The sequence below is a fragment of the Mucilaginibacter sp. genome, from assembly GCF_025359345.1.
Taxonomy (GTDB): Bacteria; Bacteroidota; Bacteroidia; order Sphingobacteriales; family Sphingobacteriaceae; genus Mucilaginibacter.
The window spans coordinates 108,051-132,859 of sequence record NZ_JANYGQ010000038.1; the positions used below are offsets into that span (position 1 = coordinate 108,051).

The 24,809-nt window shown below is 42.7% G+C and carries 22 protein-coding genes; 12 read left to right on the top strand and 10 right to left on the bottom strand.

Features of this window, described 5'->3' with window-relative positions; all coding sequences use genetic code 11:
- Positions 1-2: 2 nt before the first annotated feature.
- On the top strand, positions 3-1,517 hold the full coding sequence (locus tag Q0R52_RS28270; RefSeq protein ID WP_295801750.1) for a PA14 domain-containing protein: 1,515 nt from the start codon (positions 3-5) through the stop codon (positions 1,515-1,517).
- An 81-nt stretch (positions 1,518-1,598) separates the two neighbouring features.
- Positions 1,599-2,249: a porin family protein gene (locus Q0R52_RS28275; RefSeq protein ID WP_295801751.1), complete on the top strand. Its 651-nt coding sequence runs from the start codon at positions 1,599-1,601 to the stop codon at positions 2,247-2,249.
- Positions 2,250-2,321: 72 nt separating this feature from the next.
- Here Q0R52_RS28275 and Q0R52_RS28280 read toward each other — a convergent pair whose 3' ends face one another.
- Positions 2,322-2,732 carry a BrxA/BrxB family bacilliredoxin gene (locus Q0R52_RS28280; RefSeq protein WP_252788991.1) on the bottom strand — a complete coding sequence of 137 codons (411 nt, stop codon included), beginning with the start codon at positions 2,730-2,732 and terminating at the stop codon, positions 2,322-2,324.
- 281 nt (positions 2,733-3,013) lie between these two features.
- Here Q0R52_RS28280 and Q0R52_RS28285 point away from each other — a divergent pair, with 281 nt between their 5' ends.
- The 4 genes from Q0R52_RS28285 to Q0R52_RS28300 all read left to right on the top strand — a co-directional run bounded on the left by Q0R52_RS28285 (position 3,014) and on the right by Q0R52_RS28300 (position 6,690).
- Positions 3,014-3,880, top strand: a complete 867-nt coding sequence (locus tag Q0R52_RS28285; protein ID WP_252788990.1) for a M23 family metallopeptidase — start codon at positions 3,014-3,016, stop codon at positions 3,878-3,880.
- A 14-nt stretch (positions 3,881-3,894) separates the two neighbouring features.
- On the top strand, positions 3,895-4,314 hold the full coding sequence (locus Q0R52_RS28290; protein WP_295801759.1) for a polymer-forming cytoskeletal protein: 420 nt from the start codon (positions 3,895-3,897) through the stop codon (positions 4,312-4,314).
- A gap of 159 nt (positions 4,315-4,473) precedes the next feature.
- Positions 4,474-5,790 (top strand): adenosylhomocysteinase, encoded by a 1,317-nt coding sequence (gene ahcY / locus Q0R52_RS28295; RefSeq protein ID WP_295801761.1) that lies wholly within the window; start codon positions 4,474-4,476, stop codon positions 5,788-5,790.
- A 480-nt stretch (positions 5,791-6,270) separates the two neighbouring features.
- Positions 6,271-6,690, top strand: a complete 420-nt coding sequence (locus Q0R52_RS28300; RefSeq protein WP_295801762.1) for a hypothetical protein — start codon at positions 6,271-6,273, stop codon at positions 6,688-6,690.
- Positions 6,691-6,720: 30 nt separating this feature from the next.
- On the opposite strand, the gene Q0R52_RS28305 is transcribed toward Q0R52_RS28300, so the two are convergent.
- Both Q0R52_RS28305 and Q0R52_RS28310 read right to left on the bottom strand, forming a co-directional pair.
- A complete protein-coding gene (locus Q0R52_RS28305) occupies positions 6,721-7,122 on the bottom strand; it encodes a DUF5655 domain-containing protein (RefSeq protein ID WP_295801764.1) in 402 nt (133 codons plus the stop codon).
- 3 nt (positions 7,123-7,125) lie between these two features.
- A complete protein-coding gene (locus tag Q0R52_RS28310; protein WP_295801766.1) occupies positions 7,126-9,858 on the bottom strand; it encodes a PAS domain S-box protein in 2,733 nt (910 codons plus the stop codon).
- 237 nt (positions 9,859-10,095) lie between these two features.
- Here Q0R52_RS28310 and Q0R52_RS28315 point away from each other — a divergent pair, with 237 nt between their 5' ends.
- Positions 10,096-10,725, top strand: coding sequence for an RDD family protein (locus Q0R52_RS28315; RefSeq protein WP_295801768.1), 630 nt, complete (start codon positions 10,096-10,098; stop codon positions 10,723-10,725).
- A gap of 167 nt (positions 10,726-10,892) precedes the next feature.
- On the opposite strand, the gene Q0R52_RS28320 is transcribed toward Q0R52_RS28315, so the two are convergent.
- The 6 genes from Q0R52_RS28320 to Q0R52_RS28345 all read right to left on the bottom strand — a co-directional run bounded on the left by Q0R52_RS28320 (position 10,893) and on the right by Q0R52_RS28345 (position 16,466).
- Positions 10,893-11,537: an RDD family protein gene (locus tag Q0R52_RS28320; protein ID WP_295801770.1), complete on the bottom strand. Its 645-nt coding sequence runs from the start codon at positions 11,535-11,537 to the stop codon at positions 10,893-10,895.
- 95 nt (positions 11,538-11,632) lie between these two features.
- Positions 11,633-12,619 carry a DUF5668 domain-containing protein gene (locus tag Q0R52_RS28325; protein WP_295801772.1) on the bottom strand — a complete coding sequence of 329 codons (987 nt, stop codon included), beginning with the start codon at positions 12,617-12,619 and terminating at the stop codon, positions 11,633-11,635.
- Between the two features lie 44 nt (positions 12,620-12,663).
- Positions 12,664-13,314, bottom strand: coding sequence for a PspC domain-containing protein (locus tag Q0R52_RS28330; RefSeq protein WP_295801774.1), 651 nt, complete (start codon positions 13,312-13,314; stop codon positions 12,664-12,666).
- Between the two features lie 25 nt (positions 13,315-13,339).
- Positions 13,340-14,044, bottom strand: coding sequence for an SDR family oxidoreductase (locus tag Q0R52_RS28335; RefSeq protein ID WP_295801777.1), 705 nt, complete (start codon positions 14,042-14,044; stop codon positions 13,340-13,342).
- 269 nt (positions 14,045-14,313) lie between these two features.
- Complete coding sequence (locus Q0R52_RS28340) at positions 14,314-15,810, bottom strand: S41 family peptidase (protein ID WP_295801779.1); 1,497 nt, start codon at positions 15,808-15,810, stop codon at positions 14,314-14,316.
- A 155-nt stretch (positions 15,811-15,965) separates the two neighbouring features.
- The gene (locus Q0R52_RS28345) at positions 15,966-16,466 is read right to left on the bottom strand and encodes a GtrA family protein (RefSeq protein ID WP_295801780.1); all 501 of its coding nucleotides are present in this window, start codon (positions 16,464-16,466) and stop codon (positions 15,966-15,968) included.
- Between the two features lie 377 nt (positions 16,467-16,843).
- On the opposite strand from Q0R52_RS28345, the gene Q0R52_RS28350 reads away from it, so the two are divergent.
- The 5 genes from Q0R52_RS28350 to Q0R52_RS28370 all read left to right on the top strand — a co-directional run bounded on the left by Q0R52_RS28350 (position 16,844) and on the right by Q0R52_RS28370 (position 21,612).
- On the top strand, positions 16,844-17,575 hold the full coding sequence (locus Q0R52_RS28350) for an ABC transporter permease (RefSeq protein WP_252788976.1): 732 nt from the start codon (positions 16,844-16,846) through the stop codon (positions 17,573-17,575).
- Positions 17,572-18,324 carry an ATP-binding cassette domain-containing protein gene (locus Q0R52_RS28355; RefSeq protein WP_295801783.1) on the top strand — a complete coding sequence of 251 codons (753 nt, stop codon included), beginning with the start codon at positions 17,572-17,574 and terminating at the stop codon, positions 18,322-18,324. The genes Q0R52_RS28350 and Q0R52_RS28355 overlap by 4 nt, the downstream gene beginning before the upstream one ends.
- A gap of 122 nt (positions 18,325-18,446) precedes the next feature.
- Positions 18,447-19,331 (top strand): class I SAM-dependent methyltransferase, encoded by an 885-nt coding sequence (locus Q0R52_RS28360; RefSeq protein WP_295801785.1) that lies wholly within the window; start codon positions 18,447-18,449, stop codon positions 19,329-19,331.
- Between the two features lie 181 nt (positions 19,332-19,512).
- On the top strand, positions 19,513-20,574 hold the full coding sequence (locus Q0R52_RS28365) for a hypothetical protein (RefSeq protein WP_295801788.1): 1,062 nt from the start codon (positions 19,513-19,515) through the stop codon (positions 20,572-20,574).
- 75 nt (positions 20,575-20,649) lie between these two features.
- Positions 20,650-21,612, top strand: a complete 963-nt coding sequence (locus Q0R52_RS28370) for a Gfo/Idh/MocA family oxidoreductase (protein WP_295801790.1) — start codon at positions 20,650-20,652, stop codon at positions 21,610-21,612.
- A 187-nt stretch (positions 21,613-21,799) separates the two neighbouring features.
- On the opposite strand, the gene Q0R52_RS28375 is transcribed toward Q0R52_RS28370, so the two are convergent.
- A complete protein-coding gene (locus tag Q0R52_RS28375) occupies positions 21,800-24,181 on the bottom strand; it encodes an ABC transporter permease (RefSeq protein ID WP_295801792.1) in 2,382 nt (793 codons plus the stop codon).
- Positions 24,182-24,809: the final 628 nt, after the last annotated feature.

The following is a 24,809-nucleotide window of genomic DNA, read 5'->3' on the forward strand; positions in this document are numbered from 1 at the left end:
TCATGAAAAATAGACCCCGCCTTTTTTTAACGGTTGCTGTTGCATTAATATTTAATCTTATTGGTTGCGCCCGTGCGCAAGATATGCCCGGTAAGCGCGATTCCATTAATTCGGTTGTGTTAAATGAGAAACGTGTCATCCAGGTAATATTACCGGAGAAATATAAAGCAGGCCAGGCAGGTAAATTTGATGTGCTTTACGTACTAGACGATGGGAACATAAAGCTGGCAAGCGATATACAGCGTTTTATCGAAAGCGAAGGCGGTATGCCGCCAACTATAATCGTCGGCCTGATAAATACCGACCGCGACAGGGACTTTTTGCCAACCCATTCCAACGGTAACAAAACATCGGGTTCGGCAAGTAAATTCCTGAAGTTTTTTAAGGATGAGCTGATACCATATATCAACAAAACCTATCCTTCTGATGGCGATAATACGCTCTTCGGCCATTCATTCGGCGGCGTGTTTGTTACTTATGCCCTGTTGAATGAGCCGCAGCTTTTTACCAATTACATCGCGGGCGACCCAAGCTATTGGTGGGATAATGGCGTTATGCTTAAGCAGGTTAAGGACAAATTGCCTTCGCTGGCTAATAAAGCAAAATCGCTTTATATAGGTGGACGAGAAGGGCAGGGCATGAAAGAGATGAACATTAACCCCATGGACAGCCTGTTGAAAAAAGACGCGCCCGCTGGTTTTAGATGGGTAGTAAAAGCTTATCCCGGCGAATCGCACGGTACAGTAAGGTTAAAAAACATGTACGACGGCTTAAGGTTTGCGTACAGCGATTATGGCGGAAGACCCATCGTGTTTCATCCAACAAACGGCATTGTTTTAAAGGACAAGCCAGTAAAGATTTGGTATTTTGATGATACCACGAAGGTACATTATACGCTTGACGGTTCGCAGCCTTCGATAACATCGCCGCTTGTAAAGCCCGAATTGGATTTGCCGGGCCCTGCAACAGTTACTTTTCGCCAGATTGCCAGCAACCCTAAATTCGACAAAACCATTGCCGGCGAGTTTAGGGCCGGCAACTATCAGGCCACAACACCGCTCAAAAAAAATTACAAACCCGGCGGTTTTAACTATGCCTATTACGAAGGCCAATGGGACAAACTGCCTGATTTTAAAAATTTAACGCCCGTTAAAAAAGGTGTTGCCGATAGTACTTTCGATATAAATAAGCTGCCCCGTCAAAATAATTTTGCCGTGGTTGTTGACGGGCAATTTGAAATTAAGCAGGACGGTTATTATATTTTTGGAATATCATCCGACGACGGCTCAAAGGTATATCTCGGCGACAAGCTGATAATTGATCTTGACGGCCTGCATGGTGATGACCTGGCGCGATCATACATCGTTCCGTTAAAAAAAGGCTTTTACCCTTTGCGGATAGAATATTTTCAGAAGGATGGTGGCCGTAAGCTTGAATTGGTATACGTTACTCCCGATAACATCGTGAAAAAAATGCCGACACCTATTCCGTATGCATTGCAGTACGGGCGCAGATAAGCTACATGCTGTAAAATTGCGAATGACTTAGTTTAATTGCATTTGTTTACCTTTATACATAAACCACTTAAATCCCGATTCATGAAGAAATTACTTTTACTAACTATCGCGCTGATTGGCACAACGAGCATTTATGCACAAACAATAACTTATGGCGTAAAGGCAGGGGTTAATTTCTCTACATTTTCAGCTACGGTTAGCAACCTTACCGGAACTTCAGCCAGCTTAACAGGCTTTCACGTTGGCGGAGTGGTTGATTTTAAATTTGATAAATCATTCTCTATACAACCAGGGATATTGTACAGCACAAAAGGCGGCAGTTCGACCACAAACGGTGATGGCAGCGGGACGGTGGGCCTAACAGCTTCGAAAGTGACGTTCAACTACCTCGAAATCCCTGTTAACTTTTTATACCATGCGCCTGTACGCAAAGGCAGCGTATTTATAGGCGGCGGCCCTTATGTAGGTTTCGGCCTGTCGGGCAGTGCACCTTTACTTACTGATGCTAACGGGCAGCCAACCAGTCAAACCCAGTCCGTGCATTTCGGCAGTGGCATTGATGAAATACACAACCCTGATTTTGGCTTTAATTTTATTGGCGGTTACCAGTTTACCAGCAACGTAACCCTAAGCGTTCAGTATGGCCTTGGCATACAGAACCTGTCGAACGATCCCTCCGTTCGTATTCATAACCAGGCACTTGGCTTTTCGTTGGGGTATTTCTTTAAATAACCAAAGTGATTAAAAAACAAAAACCCGGTTAGCAAGAGCCAGCCGGGTTTTATTTTATAGGTATAAAAATCTTTAGCAATATTGTTCAAAGGCACCAATAAGGTTATCGGCAATCATTTGTGCAGGGCGGCCTTCAATTTGATGACGCTCGATGATGTGTACCAATTTGCCATCCTTAAACAGCGCCATTGAAGGAGATGACGGAGGATAAGGCAGCATATAATTACGCGCTTTATTCACTGCATCTGTTTCCATACCTGCAAAAACTGTTACCAGCTTATCAGGATGTTTTTCACTTTGTGCTGCCATACGTGCAGCAGGGCGTGCGTTGGCAGCAGCACAGCCGCAAACCGAATTTACCATCACAAACACTGTTCCTTCGCTTTCAATAGCTTTGGTAACCGCATCTGCATCTTTTAACTCTTCAAAGCCAACCCTGGTCAGTTCTTCCCGCATTGGGGCTACTAAATATTCCGGATACATTTTTTCTGTTTTCTAAATTGTAAATACAAAAATAAGAAATGATAAGCAGTAAACGTTTAAAAATGCGAATAATAACAATTTGCTGACGGACGGGGAGAAGTCGGAAGTCCGAAGTCGGAAAGTCCGGGAGTTGAGAAATCGCAAAGAACAAGCGTGAAAAATCAGAAAATTTTGAGTTTTTACACAATAAATGAAACCTTCTGATTTTCAAATATTAACGAAAACATCATTTTGATTTTCTAAAGGCATTAACTATCTTGCTGCCCCTAATTAAAGTTACGATGAAATTGAAACCGTCTGACGTAAGTACAGTTATTATTGTAAACAAAAACAAAGAAGGCTCGCAAACGCTGCAGGTTAAAACAAAACACATCGAAAGGCTGAGACATTACGTGCTCGGTATTTTAGCAGTAATTACAGTATTAACCCTTTCGGTAATATACCTTACGCACAAAAGCCAGCAGCAGGAAGAAGAAAAACAACGCCTTGTAGCCCAGCTTACCAAGCTTAAAGGCGAGGTGCCCCCGGCCGATATCGAACAAAAAAAAGCTACCACTGCCCAGGATTATATCCAATCCATCGAAGTTAAGCTTAAAACCATAAACGACTATCTAAAAAAACGCGGCTTAAAAGGCTTTGCAACTAAAGCTGTTGGCGGCAATGGCAATGCCGAAGCAGCCAAGCTTACCGATTCAGAAACCTACTCGTTGTATGATGAATATTTAAATCGCCTGGTGCATACTGTAGCTTTTACGCCTATGGGTTACCCGCGGGTAAGCTCATTGACATCGTATTTTGGCTATCGTAGCGACCCTTTTAATACATCAAACGCCGAGTTTCATCCCGGCATTGATTTTAAAGGCGAACGCGGGGACGAAGCAAAATGTACCGCAACTGGTAAAGTTGTTTTTGCAGGGCGTTATGGCGGCTATGGCAATTGTGTTAGAATTGCCCACGCCAATAATTTTGAAACTTTATACGGACACCTTTCGCGCATCACGGTAAAAGTGGGACAGGAAGTTACCGTTGGCCAAAAAATTGGTGAAATAGGTTCAACCGGGCACTCAACCGGTAACCATTTACATTATGAAGTGCGCAAAGACGGCAAGGCTATTAACCCCATTAAGTTTTTAACGCTTAATAATTAATAACAAAACCAATCATGGCATTATTTTCAAAAAAAGAGAAAGTTGCATTGGATCTGCAATCAATATCCACATTGATTAGTGAGGGATGTATTTTTGATGGCAACCTAAAAGCGCCTGCCTATGCACGTATCGATGGGCAAATAACCGGCGATGTAATGGTTGATGAGGGCCTGATAATCGGCGAAAAAGGCACTATCCAGGGTAACGTCATCACCAAGGAAATGGTTATTTACGGCGAAGTGCACGGCAACATCCAAACAAATTCCCTTGAAATTAAAGCCTCCGGCAAAGTAACCGGCGAGATACGCACCCAAACCCTGCAGGTTGAAAATGGCGCTGTTTACAACGGCAGCCTGTCAATGACCCAGAATAACAAACTCGCCCAGGCAAATAAGCTGCCAAGAGTTGAGCAGAAGGTTATTGAAGTAGGGTAAGGGTTCATAGTTCATAGCCATTTAGGCTCTTTAACGCCGGGTATTGAACTAGTCTCTGATCTCTAGCCGCTAATCTCACTTATCCTATGGCAACTTAAACTTCCTTATTTCATTTTCATAAACTGATGCCTTACCTTTGGAAAAAAACTAAGAAAAGCTATGTCATCAGTAGAGACCGAATTTGTAAAATTCAAAGTAAAAGATATCTCTTTGGCTCAATGGGGCCGCAAGGAAATTGAATTAGCCGAGGCAGAAATGCCGGGCTTAATGGCTTTACGTAAAGAGTACGGCCCGTCGAAAGCATTGAAAGGCGCGCGCATTGCCGGCTGCCTGCACATGACTATCCAAACTGCTGTTTTAATTGAAACTTTGATTGAACTGGGTGCTGAAGTTACCTGGTCGTCATGTAATATATTCTCAACCCAGGATCACGCTGCCGCCGCTATTGCTGCTGCAGGTACTTCAGTTTACGCCTGGAAAGGTATGAACGCTGAAGAGTTTGACTGGTGCATTGAGCAAACACTATTCTTCGGTGAAGACCGCAAGCCATTGAACATGATTTTAGATGACGGAGGCGATTTAACCAATATGGTATTAGACAGGTTCCCTGAATTGATTGAAGGCATCAAAGGGTTATCTGAAGAAACTACCACTGGCGTACATCGCTTATATGAGCGTATGAAAGCCGGTACATTGCCGATGCCTGCGATTAACGTTAACGACTCAGTTACCAAATCGAAATTTGATAATAAATACGGCTGTCGCGAATCGCTGGTTGACGCCATCCGTCGTGCAACTGATGTAATGATGGCCGGTAAAGTGGCTGTTGTTTGCGGTTATGGCGATGTTGGTAAAGGTTCTGCGGATTCATTGCGCAACTCTGGTGTACGTGTTATAGTTACCGAAATTGACCCTATCTGTGCTTTACAGGCAGCAATGGAAGGCTTTGAAGTTAAAAAGCTGGGTACTGCTATTGCCGAGGCTGATATTGTTGTTACTGCAACCGGTAATATGAACATTGTTCGCGAGCAGCATTTCCGCGCGTTGAAGGATAAAGCCATCGTTTGTAACATTGGCCACTTTGATAACGAGATTGACATGGCCTGGTTAAACGGTGCTTATGGCGATACCAAAATTGAAATTAAACCACAGGTTGACAAATACACCATCGACGGTAAAGACCTTATCATATTAGCCGAAGGCCGTTTGGTAAACTTAGGCTGTGCAACAGGTCACCCAAGCTTTGTAATGAGTAACTCGTTCACCAACCAAACTTTAGCGCAGCTTGAGCTTTGGAACAACGGTGCACAATACGAAAACAAAGTTTACACCCTGCCAAAACACCTTGACGAAAAAGTTGCCCGCTTACACCTTGCCAAAATTGGCGTTGAGCTGGAAGTTTTAGACCAGGATCAAGCTGATTATATTGGTGTAACTGTTGAAGGTCCGTTTAAACCGGAGTATTACAGGTACTAATTGACTTGATACCCGAAAGGTAAAATATATGAGGGAGCGGCGTAAGTTGCTCCCTTTTTTCGTGCGGTTAGGCTGCTAAGGTAATCCCTTACGGCAGGGTAGCAACCCGGTAGTAATAATTGATAAAAAACGTTGCTGTTCACAGTGGAACATATAGAACAGGGTGGAACAGTGAGACGGCCAATTTTCTTGGCAAAAAATGCATTTCCAGTGCACCATAGTAGTTTTTTGCATCAAAGTCACCATGAAAAATGCAAAAAGTACTGACAAAACAGTGTCAGCATTTACTCGTTTTTAATACCGAAATTTGCAGTTTTGTGGATACCCGCCTTGGGCATATAGGGGCAGTAATTGTTGCAGGTTTGTTTAATTCGAAGTATTAGAGGTACTAAGATTAAGAGTCAAGAACCAAGAGATAAGAATCAAGATAGAAAAGGGCGTAGTTTTAGAAACTGTGCTTTTTTTGTTAGTATTGATTCGATGAATAAAAGAATAAAAAACCCGCACTTTCGGGTGTTGTATGAAACTGACCAGCTGATTTTAGGCCACGAATTTGAATACGCCTATCTTATTTGGAAAAAAGGTAGTAAAGAAACCAATATGGGTGATTTTTACGGCGACCCTTCATGTGGGTTAATAAGTGAGAATAATGATTGGTGCCTGGTAGGAGGGGAGACGTTAGTTGTTTGGAAAAATGATGGAACTGTTTTACCCGTAGTGGATGACGGTCTTCGTTGGATTTCTGAACTTAGACAGACAGCGCCATATGAGGCAGAATTATTAATAGACCCCTATTCGGAAAAAGGAGCGGTTTGGAAATTAAATATTGCAACACTAAAATTTGAAAAGCTGAGAGATTTTAGAAGTGATTACATCCATTCTGATAAATTTGATTGGTAATAATAACTCATTTTAAAAATATATTGCATTCTACAACAACTCATACGATTCCCTTATCCACCCAAAAAGCTGTGGCCTTAATTCATTGGTGCTGCTTAGCCTGATGCTGTTTTGATACCTGCCCGCAACAGCAATGGTTTTTACCAGGTGCGGCATTTCAATTGGCTTTGTTGAATAAAATTTCAGATCAAGCTGTTTTTGCATGGGGCGGATGACGAAGAATGTTTGCCGGTGCACAAACGTGATGCAATTGGGTGTGGTGCCTACCAAAACATCGGGCCAGTCGGCAACTTCAGCCAAAAGCTTATCGAACAGCAACAACAGCTCATCACTTTTGCCCTTAAATAAATCATCGAGACTTACTTTAGCACAATAGTGGCTTTGGTGCTCACTTACTAACTCCCGCTCGCATTTTGGGCAGATGTATGGCATAGTTTAAAACACGATTGTAAATGTAGTCCCAATTCCCGGCTCACTTTCAACACTAATATTACCGCCAAATGTTTCTATCTGCGTTTTAGTCATAAACAAGCCCACGCCTTTGCTGTCATATCCGCTGTGAAAAGTGTGGTTGAGCTTGAATATTTTGGCTCCATGGCGTTTCAAATCAATTCCCAGGCCATTATCGGTGAATTTAAGCGTTACACGGCCATCAGTGACAGCCGAGGTGATATTAATTTCGGGTGCAACATCGGTCTTGCTGTATTTTAACGAGTTGCTCATCATGTTATAAAATATGCTCTCGAGATACATTTTTGGGAACTTCATCACCGGCACGCTGAAATCCGTATTTATTACAGCGTGTTTTGAAGCGATTTGCCCCGCCAGCATTTTTTTTACATTGCCGGTCAGTTCATCAAGGTTACAGTCGTCGTATGGCAGGTTTTGATTGTTCCGTACCTCCAGTACTTTCATCAGGTCATTAAGTGTATTAATGAGCGTGGTGCTTGATTGTTTTAGCATCTTTAGGTAATCGGCCTTTTCATCTTCCGATTCCGAATCGCCGATCATATCCAGTATCATATCAATGCTACCCGCAGGGCCGCGCAGGTTATGTGCCACTATGCGGTTAAAGTCTTCAAATTGGCTTACCCGGTTTTCAAGGTCCAGCGCGCGTTTGTATTCGTCAATGTCGGTGCAGGAGCCAAACCATTTGATAACTTTGCCCCGGTCATCTTTCATGGGCAATGCGCGACATAGATGCCACTTATAAATTCCGTCGGTTGCCCTTTTAAATTGTATTTCGACCTGGTAGGGATTGCCGGTGCGAAGCGATTCGTTCCAGGCCTTTATATGCTTTTTGAAGCCTTCAGGATGAAGAACGGGTTCCCAACCTTTTTTAATGGTATCGTCTAAAGTTAAGCCTGTAAAATCAAACCAATGCTTGTTATAGTAATCAAACATGCCATCAGTATTGGCCGTCCATATCATTTGAGGGATAGAATCGGCAAGGAATTTAAACTCCTGTATTTTTTCAATCGTTTTATCCTGCTGTTCAATCAGTTCAATGTGCTCAAACATTATATCGTTCAGCTTCTCCTGCGTTTCGAGCGATTGTTTCAAGGCTAGTTCGCTCAATTTATAGGCGTTTATATCCTGGAAAGTGCCATAAAGCCTTTTGCATACACCATTCTCAAACTCGGCATTGCCAATTGAACGTACCCAAATCTTTTCGCCATGGGCAGTGGTCATTTGTCGTTCCTCGTTCCAGGGGGTGCCTGTCGAAATAGCGAGGTTAAAAACATTGTGAATCCTGTGACGGGTTTCGTCATCGGTATAGAAATTAATTCCTGAGTCTACGCTCGGCTCGTAATCTTTATCGAGGCCATGAATTTCCTTTGTAACATTCGACCAATATAATTTTTTCTTCGCCACGTCATATTCCCATCCGCCTACGCGGGCAACCTGGTTGGTTTGTTCCAGCATTTGGGTGGTGCGCTTAAGGTCCTTCTCTAAATTATATCTTTTGGTGATGTCCATCCCGTTAACAATAACGTAAGGTTCCCCATCCGAACTATTTTCAAGAAAGTTGTTGTATATCCAAATGTGCACCGAGCCGTCTTTATGGCGGGTTGAAGTTTGCCCTTGCGAAGATCCCTCTGCCCTGATTTTAAAAAGGTATTCATCCACTGCAGTATGAAATTCAGGAAGGCTTACATTGTAGAGGGTCATTTGCATCAATTCCTCCCTGGTATAACCTAAAACTGCGGCGCCCGCATTGTTTATCGAAAGAAATTTGCCCTTTAAATCGTGCGTAAACATCAAGCCAAGGGAGTTTTGGAAAAATATCCTTAGTTTTTCCTCGCTGGTGGCAAGTTGTTTTTCCTTCAAAATTAAGTCAGACACATCGCGCCCTATACCGAATATATGGCCACTGGCAGTTTCGGGTGTCGATGTCCATTCGATGGTCTTGTACTCGTCGGTGCTGGTTTTAAAGCGCTGTAAAAAGTTAATGGTACTGCGGCCATCTGCTAATCTTTGCAGCTCCTTTGCAGTACTTTCAATATCGTCCGGATGGTAAAACTCAAAACTCGAAGTATTTAATATATGTTCTTCACTCCAGCCAAATAATTTTGTGAATGCGGGGTTTATCTTTTTGAAAAACCCATCGATGCCCCCAACAAAAACCAAATCATTTGATAGCGTAAAAAGTTTTTCAAAGTTCCGCAATTCTTCTTTTTGCCTCCGTTCAACTATAAGCGAAATAGCTTCCGCAGCCAACAATTCGAGCGCCTTTTTCTGTTTCGCTGTTAAAGTTTTAGGCTTTTGGTCAATTACGCATAACGAACCCAGGGCATGACCCTGCGGGTCGACCAAAGGGTAGCCGGCATAAAAACGGATTGCGGGCTCATTAACAACAAATTCATTTTCTTTAAAACGATCATCCTTTGTGGCATCTTCAACCTCTAAAATTTCAGTATCCATTATGGTATACCTGCAAAATGCTACATCCCTGGGCGTTTCCGTTCCTGCAATGCCCTTAGCCGATTTAAACCACTGGCGATTTTCGTCGATAAGCGTTATCAGCGAAATGGGCACATCGCATATAATCGATGCTAATTCGGTAATCCGGTCAAACTCAGCTTCGCTTAATGTATCTAAAATTGCATAGTTGCGAAGCGCTCTTAAGCGCGACTTTTCATTTGGTGGTATCGGCTGTTTACGCATAATTTTGTATTGAGGCCGGCTCCGGCAAACTATTATTGTCTACCGTTTGGAGTTTCAGTTTTTCATGGTCCAATAAAATTAAACATTTTATTGGACACAAGGTTTGCCGTTTTTCGGCGCCTATACAAAAAACTGTAAAACTGTGCTAATTGTTGTGAAAGCGGCTAACTTTACCGCCGTTAGTAAAATCAACGACAGAAGCTGTTATTTTATATTTTCAAACCGCATTAGTTAAGCATGGCATACGAATATTATATTTTAGAAGATGGAGAGCGACAAGGCCCGTACACGTTTAATGAATTAACAGTCATGAACCTGGATATCCATACAAGGATTTTATCGCCCCTGGCCGATACCTGGCAGGATGCCTGTGATCTGCCCGAGTTTTATCCTTATTTCGAATCACAGGGGATATACCTGCCCACCGGCGATAACATTGCCTCGTTTGGCTGGCGGTTTTTAGCATGGATTATTGATTATTTTTTACTAATTTTTTTGGCAAGCTTTATAGTTAACGCTTTGGTATTAAAAGGTATCATACCCGCAATACCACTGCCCGCAGATGCGCTAAAGGCCTCGCCAAGAGTATTGTTTATTATACAACTGGCGTTTATCATCCCTCTTATTATTTATAATACAGTATGCGAAGTATCACCTATGAAAGGCAGTATTGGAAAAAAAATTTGCAGGCTGGTTGTTGTTGATATTGATGGTATGGGCCTAACTTTTGCTAATGCGTTGCTACGCAGCTTTGGCAAAGCGATTTCGGTTTTCTTGCTTTATACTGGCTTCTTAACTATATTTTTTACTGAACACAAACAGGCCCTACATGACCAGCTTGCCCGCACGTATGTAGTTAAACTGTAGTTTACCGAAGAGGAGTTACGCGTATTGTACTTATGTGGCCGGAAGAAGTTCATAGTTCATAGCCGAAATAAATTTGATTTCCACCAATGGCTATTAACAACAAATTATAAACGTCAAACGACTTTCTGGAGCTGCCATGAACTATGAACCATCAACCATGAACTACATTAAACCAACCTATCCTTCATCACCAGCGTACCGGCAATCATATCGTGAAGTGCTTGCTGCTGTTTGGTAAAAAAGCTTATCACGTAACCTACAAAGAACGTTGCCACCGAAAAAATTCTCGCCAGGTTGCGGCCTACCGCCATGCCTGCGCTGATGCGCTCGCCCTGCATATCGCACACTTTAATTTTTAAGATTTGTTTGCCGAAAGTGGCCTGTTTTGCCGAGCACTCCATAACAATGTGGTAAATTATGCTAACCACAGGCGCTAAAACAAGTGTACTTAGGGCTATTACTGATCGGGTGGCAGCATTATTAACAAATAACACCAATATAAAGGCGATAATAATACAGGCACCCCAAACAAAAAACCAATCAATTGCCACAGCCATCAGGCGCTGGTCGAAACTGCCGAAGTATTGGGGGATAACGGACTGCTTTCTAAAACCAAGCAATTCGCGCAATTCCGCAATTTCATGGGCCTCTTTGTAGTCGTCCATAGCGGCGGTTTTTAGAAAATCGCCAGGCCGTATCTTGTGTTCCTTTAACTGCGCAACACTAAACGGCCCCTGGGGTTTGCCATTGATAACGAGGAAGTAGGCATTGCCGTTGGAAGGTTGTAATGTTGTAACGTTGGAAGGTTCCATAACTCAAAATTAAACTAAAACCGGTACAAAAGCCGAAAGGTTGTAACGTTTCAGCAACATTACAACCTTTCAGCGTTAAAACCTTTCTACAAATATTAATACCTGCTCACATTAAAGCCTGATAAGCCGCCATTAATGTGTATATACAATTTGTTTTTAGCTGCTGCGAAATTGGCAGTTTCGTAAAAATTGTCGTGTGTTTTGGTGAAGCCTTCAAAATCATTGCCTGATAAACCTGAGTTCGACTCGATGCTGCAAGCCGCATTTTCAGGGATTTTGATATCAACTGCTGATACGCCGGTATTTACTTCCACATTTGTAGTAGTTAATGGTTGGCCCAGTTTAATATCAAAAGCTGCAGCTCCACCACGCACATCAAGCGATTTTATTTTGAATTTTGAGAAATCAAAATCAACTTTTGCTGCGCCGGCATCAATGTTTACCATCCATACCGGGTTAGGGTTCAGGGCCATGTTTACCCTGTTGTCATCGTCCGAGTTAAAATTAAAGCCGTTATGGTTTTTCATTTTAAAATCAACTACTGTAACCGAATCACTTACGCTGCTCGAGAAAATGTACTTGTCCCTGTTGTCGTTGGTATTTGCGGTAAACAACTGGTTGGTAGTGTCAGAAAGGTAATAGCTTGTTGCACCGCCATTTATATTTAACCTGGCAACCCTTACGTTATTTGCAAATGGCTGGCTAAATAAATTTTTGCCCGGGGTACGGTCACCATCATTGTCGTTATCATCATTGTTATTATCGTTGTCGTTGTTATCGTTGTTGTTGTCATTCCGGTGCCATGAATGCCAATTGTGGCGCGACCAAAAACCATAATTATCGCCGGTATTACCAAAAAACAAAAACCCAATACCTATTACTATTACGGCAATTTTTAATGCGCCGGCCCATACGGTTTTATTATTGGCAAGTACCAGGTTTACACCCGCAATAACCAAAAATATTGGCCACAGGCGAAAAATGTTGTACCAATAGAAGTGCAGGTACCCAAAATTGGCAAGCAGTATAGCTGCTCCAATTGCAACCAGGATTATACCCGGGATTATTTTATCGTTTCTCATTTTAATTCTATTTTAGTTGGTCCGGTTAATACCGGCCGTTAGGTTTAAACTGTTGGGTCGTTATCTGTTGGTATTGATGGCTCTTCGGTTGCAGGCGCTGCTTTCTCAGCCTCGCTCCAGTCCTTTTTGTGCCACATTTCGGTTTTTTGGCCTGATATGATAAGTCCGCCGCCTATTATAACCAATATTACCGGCCAGTAGGTTTCAAAGTCAATATCAGGGAACAGATCGTAGTTGTCAACCAATATTGCTGCACCAATTATTATCAGCACTGCACCTATGATAATGCCCGCATGCGATTTTTGCTTGGGTGGCACAACGCTTGTTGGGTTGCCGCCAAACGGGTTGTCGTTCCATGGGTTACCGCCAAATGGATTGCCGCCCGGCGCACTGCCTGCAAACGGGTTACCGCCGTAAGGAGGGGTGGGCGGCGGGGTATTAAAATCGCCGGCGTGTTGTTGTGGGGGCACCCGGTAATCAACCACGGGGTTGTTAACGTTATTATAAGTAAATCCTTTGCGGGGAAGCACTATCCACAAAATAATATAAGTACCGAGGCCAACGCCCAGTATAAAAAATGTAAAGGCAAACAGCAGGCGCACAATGGTAACATCCATTTCAAAATATTCTGCCAGGCCTGAACAAACACCACCTAACACTCGTTGGTATTCGTTTCGATATAGTTTTTTGTTCATTGTATATTGTTTTTAGAGTTGATTTTTATATTTGACCGTAAGCCGGTTTTATTATTATTTCGTCCACATTTGCGCCTGCGCTCATGTTGTAAATATTTACAATTGCCAATGCCACATCTTCGGGCAGCACCATTTTATCTTTGTCAACCTCCATGCCTTTCCACGAGTCGGTTAAAGTTGAGCCTGGTATTATGGCGGTTACTTTTACCCCGTATTGCTGCATTTCGGTGCGCATTATTTTGTTAAGACCTAACAGCGCATATTTTGTTACACTATAGGTACCAGCCTCAGCAATAGGGTTTAACGATGCTACCGAGCAGATAGTAAATATGTGCCCTTCTTTTGCCGCCATCATTTTCTTTCCAAAATAGCGGTATAGCTCATAAGCAGGAGCCAGGTTTGTATCAATATGTTTTTGCAGCGTACCGTCGGCATCATCCAATATGCTTGAATGCTCGTACATGCCTGCGTTATTAACCAGTATGCTGATAGAGCCAAGTTCTTTTTCGGCGGCGGCAGCAAAATCAAGCAGTTGTTGTTTAATACTAACATCAACAACCGCGGTGAATATTTTAATGGCTGGGTTTATAACTGCTAATTCATCTTTAAAAGCATCGAGGTCGGCACTTGTGCGTGCGCAAATGGCAAGGCTGATGCCCTGTTTTGCAAAAGCTATTGCTGTAGCTCGGCCCATTCCCTTTGTTGATGCTGTGATGAGTGCGTTTTTCATGATTTTTTGTTTCTGTTTGAAGATGGTTAATACTATCAAACAATAATATCTAAAAATCTTAATGTTTTAATTGATACCTCAAATGTAAAATATACAGCACGCAGCCGCTTACAGCATTTGGTAAACAATGACAGATTTTCGGTAAAACGCGGAAAAAAGGCGGTGAAAAAATCAGTGGTAAACCTGGAAGTGCATTTAATGTTTTATGGCGATGTAAATTCCATACACCCAATGGTGGCGTAATGAGGGTAAATCATAATGTAATCGGATTAAAAAGCTTTATCTTTTTGCTCAATCAATTTTAGCGTAAACGATAACTGGGGATCGGTACTATTAATTAAATCATTTACCGAAGTTTCTACGGTATACTCAGGGATAACGCCGCGCCCCTTTTTATATTTTACAGCCAATTGTAACCTGATTAATGGTATCTCGACCCTGATTTTAGAATTAGGGAGGACTAAAATTGGAATGTTAAGAGAGGTTGGGCCCTCCATGGCGCCGCCTGTTTCTTCACCTATAAAAATTCCACGCCTGCTATTCCTGGTAATGGCTGACAATATAGCGGCGGCCGAACCTGTTGCCCCGCTGGTTAATACATAAAGATTTCCCTTAAAATTATTGGATTTTGGATTTATGTTGGTATACCCTGCTATTGTTGATTCATATTGAGGCTTCAAACGATATTTGCCTGAAGCCGTTCGATATAAAAGCGAGTCGATAAAAAAGGCGTTTTCTGTATTTTCAAAATACCTTGCCGTTATGGGTAGCCCGTGGTAGGCTACCTCGACGTAATCAAATACACGGAAAGGTTTGTTCATTAAATAGGATAGTAGCAATAAATAGGAATTATCCCCGCCCTCGCAACGGCGTAAATCAAGTACCAAATTCTGGGTTTTGCTGCTATCAAGCCGGTTGAAAATTTTCTCGAACAATTTGTCAAAATCCTGTTTAAACGATTCGCGGTACTCAGCATGAAAAGAACTTATATTTAGATAGGCGATGTCTTTGTTTAAAAATTTGAACGTTAACGGTTGTTCATGCGTGTTTCTTTTCCAATAAAATTCAGAGTACTCTTTATAATTCAAAGATCTGCTTATTGACTTAATAATACTTCCATCGGGTTTCCTGATTTTAAAAGTGATTTTTTGCTTTAAATCGTAAAAAAACGAATAGTCCAGGTCGAAAAGATTTTCATTTTGAGTGGGCGAATAATCTTCCAGGTGCCGGTATAAAAATGTAGAAATGTAGCCATCGCGATGTATATACCCGATAAGTTTTTGGATTATATTTTGTGTTTTGATTCCGTCGATTGTGATTATCTCATCCCCGGCTTTCAACACAGCAACGGCGCTTTTCAAAACGTACATCCTACGATTAATCAACTTACAACTAAAAGGTAAAAACCGGGTGTTTTTTTTATATACTTCGTTATAATAAGTAACAGAAGGGGTAGGGATAATATGCTCGTCCTTCATTTTTGCAGCAGTAAAAGCGACAATAGGATAAAATTGCCTTTCTGTCATCGGGGACTGTAATTTTTTTCGGCTGGCCGCGAAAAATTTATCCAGTTCGGCTTTGGTATTATAACGGTGGGTGCTGGGGTAGGCTTCACGCAACGTATTTACCAAAATACCGTAGTCTTCCTGCAGTTGCCTGGCGGTAAATAAACTACCGTTTTTTGGGCGACTCAATTTTTGCGCGTCTGCACCGCAAACAAAAAACAACGAAAAAAGCGACCAGCCAATAAAAAGAAATTGCTTCATACCCACAGATAATTACCCGGCCAACGTCAGCCAGCAGGAGTATTTACTAACGAAGACGAAAAATAATAAAAAAAGGTTGCATTGATAACGCGCTTAACTGTTCTCAAAATGTTCACTAAACTTGTATTCAACAGGAAATTTTGGACAAAGGAAAACTATGCTTTTTCCTTTGTCTTAAAAAAGAAATACGTCTGGCTGCTGTAGCTGAATATAATAACCAACAAGGTGGCCAAGATCTTCGATGGGGTAGGGTACCAGCCAAAATACCCGACAAAAAGCTTTAATAGCAAGTAGTTAAAAAGAATACAGAAAAAAACGACGATAAGATACCGGGTTAATTGCTCTCGTTTTTTAAGTCCGGAATCCTGGAATACTACATAGCGGTTTAAATAAAAGCCCGTTGGCTGGCTAAAGCAGAAAGCAAATATAAGCGAGGCAATATATGGGGTTAGGGTAAAGTGGCCGAAATGAAAATTTTCTTTTTTGAAGATCAAGTTGTAGCCCAGCGAAAACATAACGATATCAAAAACGGTATTGGCCCCACCAGCAGCAGCATACCTGAAAGTTTGTAAGGGGAGAATTTTTTTAAACGGCTTGTAAAAAAAATCAATTATCGATAGTATTAAATGCCTTAGGGTGTTGTGGATTCGCTTCATCTAAAAATAATTCCGCGCAAATATACGAATACTAAAAACGGCATTTGTAAAATTTTAGTTCGGATATGCGGAGGATGCCAAATTCTATAAACCTGATTTAAATTAATGGTTTACCTACAGGGGCCGGGGCAAACTCTTCAAAGTCATATCCGTCGCGAAACGATACGCATCGGCGCACAAATTAGCCCGGTAGCAAAGACGGTCTTTCACATTATTTTAATTACTTAATATAGTCTAAAACAATCCGTATCAAAATTGCATTTATCAATCTGAAACAACAGATTTATCACAGCAGGCACATAATATTATTTAGGGTTTAATGTTTAATACATTTTACAGCTTAAAAACGTATTTTTAGCCGGATTTTTAATTATTAAATGTTTACCAGCTTAGGACGATATATACTTTTACTACAGTTAAGTTTCCGCAAACCCGAAAAATTTAAAGTTTATTGGGCCGAAGTGATGCGCGAAATGGTTTCAGTCGGCATTGGGTCGCTGGGTATAATCAGCATTATATCATTGTTTATTGGTGCCGCTACCACTATCCAGGTAGCTTTTCAGTTATCAAGCCCTTTAGTGCCGCGCAGTATTGCCGGCAGTATTGCCCGCGACTCAACCATTCTTGAATTTAGCCCAACTATCTCATCATTGGTATTGGCGGGCCGCGTAGGGTCAAGCATTGCATCGCAAATTGGCACCATGCGTGTTACCGAACAAATTGATGCGCTTGAAATTATGGGTGTTAACGCCCCCGGTTACCTCATTGCCCCCAAAATTATTGCCGGGATAACCATGGTGCCGCTGTTAGTTATTGCATCTATAACTTTGGGTATTACTGGCGGTTGGCTTGCATGTGTATTATCGGGCGATGTTAGCCCATCAGATTATATTGCTGGTGTACAGGGCGATTTTAATGGTCTTACTGTTAGGGTGGCACTGGTTAAAGCAGCGGTTTTTGGTTTTATCATAGCGTCTATCTGTGCTTACCAGGGGTTTTATACATCGGGCGGAGCGCTGGAAGTGGGCCAATCTGCTACAAAGGGCGTAGTATACAGCTGTGTAATGATTTTATTTGCCGACCTGGTTATAACACGTTTAATGCTATGATCGAGGTAAAGGATATTCATAAAACTTTCGGCGATAATGAAGTATTAAAAGGCATAAGCGCTAAATTTTTGCCTGGTAAAAATAATCTCATTATTGGCGGCTCGGGTTCGGGTAAAACCACGTTGCTGAAATGTATTGTAGGCCTGCACGCCCCAACCAAAGGCGATGTTTTTTTTGACGATCAGAATTTTACCGAGATGGATTTTACGCAACGTGTGCCTATTCGTACAGAAATAGGGATGCTTTTCCAAAATTCGGCGCTGTTTGACAGCATGACGGTTGAAGAAAACATCATGTTCCCGCTCAATCTATTCACGCAGCAGTCCCAGGCTGAAAAGCTTGACCGTGCCAATTTTTGCCTGCAAAGGGTAAATCTCGAAGGGAAAAATAAATTATATCCATCTGAACTATCTGGTGGCATGAAAAAGCGGGTGGGAATAGCCCGTGCTATCTCCATGCAGCCTAAATATCTATTTGTTGATGAACCCAACTCCGGCCTCGACCCTAAAACTTCCATCCTGATTGATGAACTGATAAATGAGCTCACCGAGGAGTATAAAATAACTACCGTTATCGTTACCCACGATATGAACTCGGTAATGGGCATTGGCGATCATGTTGTGTTCCTGCATAATGGTCAGAAATGGTGGGAAGGCACTAACCACGAAATTGCCAAAACCGACAATAAAGAACTGAACGAATTTGTTTTCGCCAGCAAGTTTATGCAGGCGGCGAAGGATAAGCTTTGATACGTCAAAAGTCCGGAGTCGTTAGTCCAAAGTCAAAATCTTAAGATATAGTTTATATTTGCATCCGTTTTAATGCAAATACACGACTTTTGACTTAAGACTTCGGACTCAAGACTAAATAAATGATACAGCTACTCACCCCAACCCACTGGAAAGATTACGAACTGATAGACTGCGGTGATTTTGAAAAGCTGGAGCGTTTTGGCAATGTAATATTGATCAGACCTGAGCCGCAGGCAGTTTGGAGCAAGGTTTTAAGCAATGCCGAATGGCAGCGCCTGCACCATATTAAATTTAAAGGGCGTTCGGCAACATCTGGTGAATGGGTAAAGAAGAACCCCGCCACACCCGACCGCTGGCACGTTGAATATAAAAACCCCGAAGCCGCCATCAAATTCAGGCTGGCATTAACTTCGTTTAAACACCTGGGTATCTTCCCTGAACAAGCCGTTAACTGGGACTACATCACCCAAAACATAAAAAAATTTAAAACACCGGAACCCAAAGTTCTTAACCTGTTTGCCTATACTGGCGGCGCATCACTTATTGCCCAGGCTGCGGGCGCAGACACAACACACGTCGACTCCATAAAACAGGTGGTGACCTGGGCCAACGAAAACCAGGAGCTATCGGGGTTAACCAATATTCGTTGGGTAGTTGAAGACGCTTTAAAGTTTGTAAAACGTGAACTAAAACGGGGCAAAAAATACAACGGCATCATCCTCGATCCGCCCGCCTACGGCCACGGCCCGAATGGTGAAAAATGGAAGCTGGAAGATAACATCAATGAAATGATGGCCGATGTAATCCAACTGCTTGATCCCGAAGAACATTTCCTGATATTGAATACTTATTCGCTTGGTTTTTCATCGGTAATTATCGAAAACCTGGTAAAAGGCGCTTATCCGCAGGTGCAAAACCTTGAAACCGGTGAGCTTTATTTGCAAGCAACCTCGGGAGTAAAGTTGCCGCTTGGCGTGTTTGGTAAATTTTTTAAGGCGAAATAGTGAATGGTGATTAGAGAATGGTGAGCAGTTCGCAGCATCGCTATTGTGGGCTCATAGCTATTCACAACTCACTACTCTCCATTCACTTTCACCGTTAATATGTTAATAAAAATAACCATATTCGCAGCAAAAAAGGTGTTACTTTGCAGCCCCCCTGCTACAATCAAAAAAATTTGTTAAAATGAAGTTGAAGAATGTTATTCTGTCTGTTGGATTTGTGCTGTTTTCGTCAATGTTGCTTACCAACTGCAACCAGCCGGCCGGTAAAGATAAGCCCGCCGCTAAGGACACTACCAAAAAAACTGCCGCTGCTGTTGCAAAGGAAGACACAGTTGCCGCCCCGGTAGTTTATCCCCCGATAGACAAAAAACTTTACGACTCATTGATGAAAAAACTGGCTAACGGCGATACTACAGGGAAATGGCCGGTAAAAAATGCGCCTTACCCTTTGCCTGGTGCTATTTTACCCTTTAAGCGCGTTATAGCCTATTATGGTAACCTGTCCGCCAAAAAAATGGGTATCCTGGGTGAACTGCCGCCAGACGAAATGCTGGCCAAACTGCATGGAGAAGTAAAGCATTGGGAAAAAGCCGATCCGCAAACACCTGTGCAACCAGCGCTGCATTACATAGCTGTGGTGGCCGCCGGTTTTCCCGGTAAGGACAACATGTATATCAACCGAATGCCTGAAAAGAAAATAGATAGTGCAGTGCGACTGGCTAAAAGAGCCCATGCCATACTTTTCCTGGATATACAGGTAGCGTTGAGCAAGATCCAAGCGGAACTGCCCAAGTTGGAAAAATACTGGCGAATGCCTAACGTACATTGCGGTATCGACCCCGAATTTTCCATGCATGATGGCATCCATCCCGGCAAAAAAATAGGCTCTTACGATGCAGCCGATGTCAACTATGTTTCGGGTTACTTAGCCAACGAGGTAAAAAAATATAACCTGCCACCCAAAATTTTTATTGTGCACCGTTTTACCCGTAAAATGCTGACCAATTATCAAAATATAAAGCTTCACCCCGAAATTCAGTTCGTTATGGATATGGACGGTTTCGGCCCGCCCGATTTAAAGACAGGCACTTACCGCGATTATATTTATCATGACCCGGTACAGTTTACAGGCTTCAAATTGTTTTATAAAAACGACTCGTGGCAGCCGCCCCATCACATGCTAACGCCAGAGGAGATATTAAAGATTTACAAGCCGCACCCGGTTTATATACAATATCAATAGTTAGTCGATAGTCCTGAGTCGGTAGTCTAAAGTCACTTACGGCTCGAGACTACCGACTTAAGACTCCATACTAATATGATAAAATGGGGCATCATAGGTTGCGGACGTATAGCACACCGCTTTGTACAGGGGCTTAAGGCATTGCCTGGTGCCGAATTGGTGTCATTATGGTCGCGTCGGTCAGAATCTATTAACGAGTTTGTAAATCTGTACGGCGGCTATCCCTGCCAAACGGTTGAAGAATTGCTTGCCAGCGATATTGATGCGGTTTATATAGCCACCCTGCCTGATAGCCACGAACATTACAGTATATTGGCCTTTAACGCCGGTAAAGCCGTGCTTTGCGAAAAGCCTGCTGCTGTTAACCTGCAATCGTTGGACAGGATTTTAGCTGCTGCCAAATTAACCGGGATGTTATTTATGGAGGGTATGAAGCCACCCTTCTTTCCTTTGTACCGGCACTTAAAAGAGTACCTTATTACTGACCCGATAGGTCCGGTTGGCTACGTGCGTGCGGGTTCTGCAGTTGCCGACTGCCCGCCCGATCATCCAAACTACCGTCATGACCTTGTTGGCGGTGCTATTATGGGTATAGGCCCTTATGAAGCTTTTTTAGCGGTCGACTTTCTTGGCAATACGCAGGAAGTGCAAACCATGGGGCGTTTTGGTTCGACTGGGATTGATATGTTTACCATGTTTCAAACCAGGCACGAAAACGGCTATGCGCAATTATATACCGGCTTCGATCTTCATGGCAAAGGTGATGCCCTGATCTGCGGAACCATCGGCCATGTTACCATCCACAAAAACTGGTGGAATCCGTCCCGGGCCACTATCAGTTATCTTGATGGCCGGACAGTTGAACTTGATGAACCTTTTACCGCCGGAGGCCTTAATTACGAGATTGAACACTTTTGTGAATTGATGAGGCAGGGTAAAACTGAAAGTGATATTATCACCCATGAAATGTCGCGACAGATGATTGGTATGCTGGATATTGCAAGAGAGCAGATTGGGTTGAAGTTTGAGGGGGAATAAATCTCTCCGCTATCGTCATTGCGAGGAACGAAGCAACCTCTACGTAGGACATTCATGAAACTAACGTTTGCGGAAACCTTTCAGCCGGCTCATTGGTCACCACGTACTTACAGGTCCATGATTTGCACAGTTCAGACGTTGCTTCGTTCCTCGCAATGACGCGTGGTGATAAATGTGAACTAACAAATCACTCGCTTTTCAAACTTTTTACAGGATTAACCAAAGCTGCCTTTAACGATTGAAAGCTAATAGTAAGCAAAGCAATCACCAATGCTGCCGCCCCTGCTGCAACAAACACCCACCAGGATATTTGTATGCGGTAGGCAAAATCCTGCAGCCAGGTGTGCATGGCCCAGTAGGCCAGGGGAGAAGCAATTACGATGGCAATAACCACCAATCGCACAAAATCTTTCGACAGCAACGCGGTAATACTAAGGGCCGACGCACCGAGCACCTTCCGGATGCCGATTTCCTTTTTTCGCTGCGCGGTACTAAAAGCGGAAAGCCCCAATAAACCAAGGCATGATATTAATATCGCCAAAGCCGAAAAACAAACAAACAGGTTGCCGAATCGCTGTTGGGCAATATATTGCTTGTTGTAGGCCTCATCCTGGAAAAAATAAATCAAAGGGAGGCCCGGCGCCAGTTGCTTCCATTGCTTTTCAATCTGGGCTATTGTTTGCTGCATATTGGCCGAAGTAATGTCGAGCGTGAGGGAGGTGAAAAACCCGTCAGCGGGGCGGATAGCCAAAGGCGGCACCAACTCCTGCGATGAATGGAAATGAAAATCTTTTACCACCCCTACAATGGTGCCGGTTGCGTCGAACTGCTTGAACGGTTTCCCAATGGCTTCCTCCGGAGTTTTATAGCCCATCTTTTTAACCATGGTTTCGTTTATCAGCATTGCTTTTTCATCCAGCGCAATTTGCCGGTTAAATCCTCGGCCGGCAATCACATCTATACCGTACTGCTTTAAAAAGTCGCCGTCGAAATTGTATACATCACTCAAAAATTCCTGGTACGAACCACCGGCATCCATAATTGACGTCTGAAATTTGTTGTTGGGCGTACCCGGCACCCCCGAAGAGTACGATACACTTTTAACGCCGGGCACAGCTCCCATCAACTGCTTTACCAGGTCGGGGTGCTCATTTATTTGGTGATTAAACTGGTAGTCGATCACCAGCTTGTGGCCTTTATTAAACCCTAATTGCTGGTTTTGCATAAAGTCCAGCTGGTTGTAAACTATTATGGTAGATATGATGAGTACAATAGAGATGGTAAACTGAGCAATAACCAGCGTTTTGCGCAGCATCAGTCCGCCATTGCCCGATGCAAGTTGTCCTTTTAAACTGTTGATAGGTTTAAAACCCGATAAAAATAAGGCCGGGTAAATCCCTGAAAACAACCCAACCAAAACGGCAATAAGCAATAAGCCGCTAAGGTAATACAGGTTTTCAAATATGCCTGTCGCTATAACGGTGCCTGTTAGTTGGTTAAACAATGGCAGCAGCAAAGCGGCCAACCCCAACGCTAATACAAATGCAATGAGGCAGAGTAAAACTGCATCCATAAAAAATTGCACCATCAACTGTTTTTTTGATGCGCCCAGCACTTTGCGCACACCAATTTCGCGGGCGCGTTTTAGTGAAAAGGCGGTTGTAAGGTTGATGAAATTAAAACAGGCTATAAACAGCACAAACAAAGCTATTATGGAGAAGATATAAATATTGCTGATGCTGCCGCTTTCAGAACTTCCGGTGCGGTGCCCGCGTGGCTTTCCATAAAGGTAGACCTTCTTTAACGGCTCTATTGCCAGGCTATATTTCGATTGGCTTTGGTCGATATTAGCCTTAACAAAGGCAGGGAACTTCTCCTGCAGTTTTGCCGCATCAGTACCCGGTTTTAACAACAGGTAAGTGTAAAAGCCAAAGCGTTTCCAGTTGGTATTCCAGCAGCAGGGACCAATAAGGGTGCTCATGGAAAACAACATGTTCACCCGCAGATGCGAATTATAAGGCATATCCTTCATTATCCCGGTTACTGCCGCCCTGGTTTGGCCGTTAATCAGCATGGTTTTACCAATAGGATCAGCGTTGCCGAAGTAATGTTTGGCGGCAGTTTCAGTAAGTACCACATTGCAAGGGGCATCAAACAAATGTTTGGCATCGCCGCGCAGTAACGTCCAACTAAAAACTTTGAAAACGGAATCATCTACATAAGCAACCTCTTCCTTAGCGGCGTTGTTGGGGTTGCTCTGCAGTATCATATCGTCCATAAAAATACGTGTAGCAATTTTTACCTCGGGGAAGGTAGCCTGCACTGCTGCGGCCATAGGGCCCGGTGTACTTTCGTAATTGATACCTACGGGTGTTTTTACATCGGTAACCAGTCGGTAAATGTTATCGGCTTTTGTATTATAAGTATCCCGGCTTAACTCAAACTGCACATAAAGCAAGGCAAAAAAACAAACGCAAATGCCGGTGCTGAGGCCAATGATATTAATAGCAGAAAATGCTTTATGGCTGATAAAATACCTGAACGAGGTTTTGATGTGGTTTTTTAGCATATCGATGTGATGAGGGGGTAAGATAGGAAAAAATGAGAAAATGTAAGTTCGTCACGCTGTCACACTGTTTTTGACGTGATGGATGTGATAGGTGTGACAAACGGACTTTTAATCACTATGTCATTTCGACGAGGAACGAGGAGAAAACTTGTACACGCGCTAAGCACCCGAAAAGACAAAGCGTACAAGTTTTCTCACTGCGTTTCGAAATGACATAGTTTTTTGCTTGTCACGCCTGTCACAGCGTTATGGGTTGTGATAGTGTGACAGCTGTTGCGCGTGTGTTTTTCTCAATAGCTTTAAAGCAGATAAATATTGCTTTAATCTTTAATAGTAAATTATTAAATATATAATTATATAATATATATTATTGATATATTTAAAAAGCAATTGATAAATTGGCCTTGTCACGCTGTCACACTGTTTTTGACGTGATAGATGTGACAGGTGTGACAACACCAACAACGGCGGTGTCAAGTTAATCTTCAAATCCTATAAACAGCGAAGCTTTCTTGAACCCTTAAAAAAAGAATACCTGTGAAAAATCATGGTTCAGACAAATGAAGCTCTGTCACACCTGTCACAGTGTTATGGGTTGTGATAGTGTGACAGACTGGACAATTTTAAT

What these genes read in the sequence shown, in the direction of transcription:
- Q0R52_RS28270 (WP_295801750.1), top strand. Translation starts at nt 3, where the DNA reads ATGAAAAATAGACCCCGCCTTTTTTTAACGGTTGCTGTTGCATTAATA.
- Q0R52_RS28275 (WP_295801751.1), top strand. Translation starts at nt 1,599, where the DNA reads ATGAAGAAATTACTTTTACTAACTATCGCGCTGATTGGCACAACGAGC.
- Q0R52_RS28280 (WP_252788991.1), bottom strand. Translation starts at nt 2,732, where the DNA reads ATGTATCCGGAATATTTAGTAGCCCCAATGCGGGAAGAACTGACCAGG.
- Q0R52_RS28285 (WP_252788990.1), top strand. Translation starts at nt 3,014, where the DNA reads ATGAAATTGAAACCGTCTGACGTAAGTACAGTTATTATTGTAAACAAA.
- Q0R52_RS28290 (WP_295801759.1), top strand. Translation starts at nt 3,895, where the DNA reads ATGGCATTATTTTCAAAAAAAGAGAAAGTTGCATTGGATCTGCAATCA.
- ahcY (WP_295801761.1), top strand. Translation starts at nt 4,474, where the DNA reads ATGTCATCAGTAGAGACCGAATTTGTAAAATTCAAAGTAAAAGATATC.
- Q0R52_RS28300 (WP_295801762.1), top strand. Translation starts at nt 6,271, where the DNA reads ATGAATAAAAGAATAAAAAACCCGCACTTTCGGGTGTTGTATGAAACT.
- Q0R52_RS28305 (WP_295801764.1), bottom strand. Translation starts at nt 7,122, where the DNA reads ATGCCATACATCTGCCCAAAATGCGAGCGGGAGTTAGTAAGTGAGCAC.
- Q0R52_RS28310 (WP_295801766.1), bottom strand. Translation starts at nt 9,858, where the DNA reads ATGCGTAAACAGCCGATACCACCAAATGAAAAGTCGCGCTTAAGAGCG.
- Q0R52_RS28315 (WP_295801768.1), top strand. Translation starts at nt 10,096, where the DNA reads ATGGCATACGAATATTATATTTTAGAAGATGGAGAGCGACAAGGCCCG.
- Q0R52_RS28320 (WP_295801770.1), bottom strand. Translation starts at nt 11,537, where the DNA reads ATGGAACCTTCCAACGTTACAACATTACAACCTTCCAACGGCAATGCC.
- Q0R52_RS28325 (WP_295801772.1), bottom strand. Translation starts at nt 12,619, where the DNA reads ATGAGAAACGATAAAATAATCCCGGGTATAATCCTGGTTGCAATTGGA.
- Q0R52_RS28330 (WP_295801774.1), bottom strand. Translation starts at nt 13,314, where the DNA reads ATGAACAAAAAACTATATCGAAACGAATACCAACGAGTGTTAGGTGGT.
- Q0R52_RS28335 (WP_295801777.1), bottom strand. Translation starts at nt 14,044, where the DNA reads ATGAAAAACGCACTCATCACAGCATCAACAAAGGGAATGGGCCGAGCT.
- Q0R52_RS28340 (WP_295801779.1), bottom strand. Translation starts at nt 15,810, where the DNA reads ATGAAGCAATTTCTTTTTATTGGCTGGTCGCTTTTTTCGTTGTTTTTT.
- Q0R52_RS28345 (WP_295801780.1), bottom strand. Translation starts at nt 16,466, where the DNA reads ATGAAGCGAATCCACAACACCCTAAGGCATTTAATACTATCGATAATT.
- Q0R52_RS28350 (WP_252788976.1), top strand. Translation starts at nt 16,844, where the DNA reads ATGTTTACCAGCTTAGGACGATATATACTTTTACTACAGTTAAGTTTC.
- Q0R52_RS28355 (WP_295801783.1), top strand. Translation starts at nt 17,572, where the DNA reads ATGATCGAGGTAAAGGATATTCATAAAACTTTCGGCGATAATGAAGTA.
- Q0R52_RS28360 (WP_295801785.1), top strand. Translation starts at nt 18,447, where the DNA reads ATGATACAGCTACTCACCCCAACCCACTGGAAAGATTACGAACTGATA.
- Q0R52_RS28365 (WP_295801788.1), top strand. Translation starts at nt 19,513, where the DNA reads ATGAAGTTGAAGAATGTTATTCTGTCTGTTGGATTTGTGCTGTTTTCG.
- Q0R52_RS28370 (WP_295801790.1), top strand. Translation starts at nt 20,650, where the DNA reads ATGATAAAATGGGGCATCATAGGTTGCGGACGTATAGCACACCGCTTT.
- Q0R52_RS28375 (WP_295801792.1), bottom strand. Translation starts at nt 24,181, where the DNA reads ATGCTAAAAAACCACATCAAAACCTCGTTCAGGTATTTTATCAGCCAT.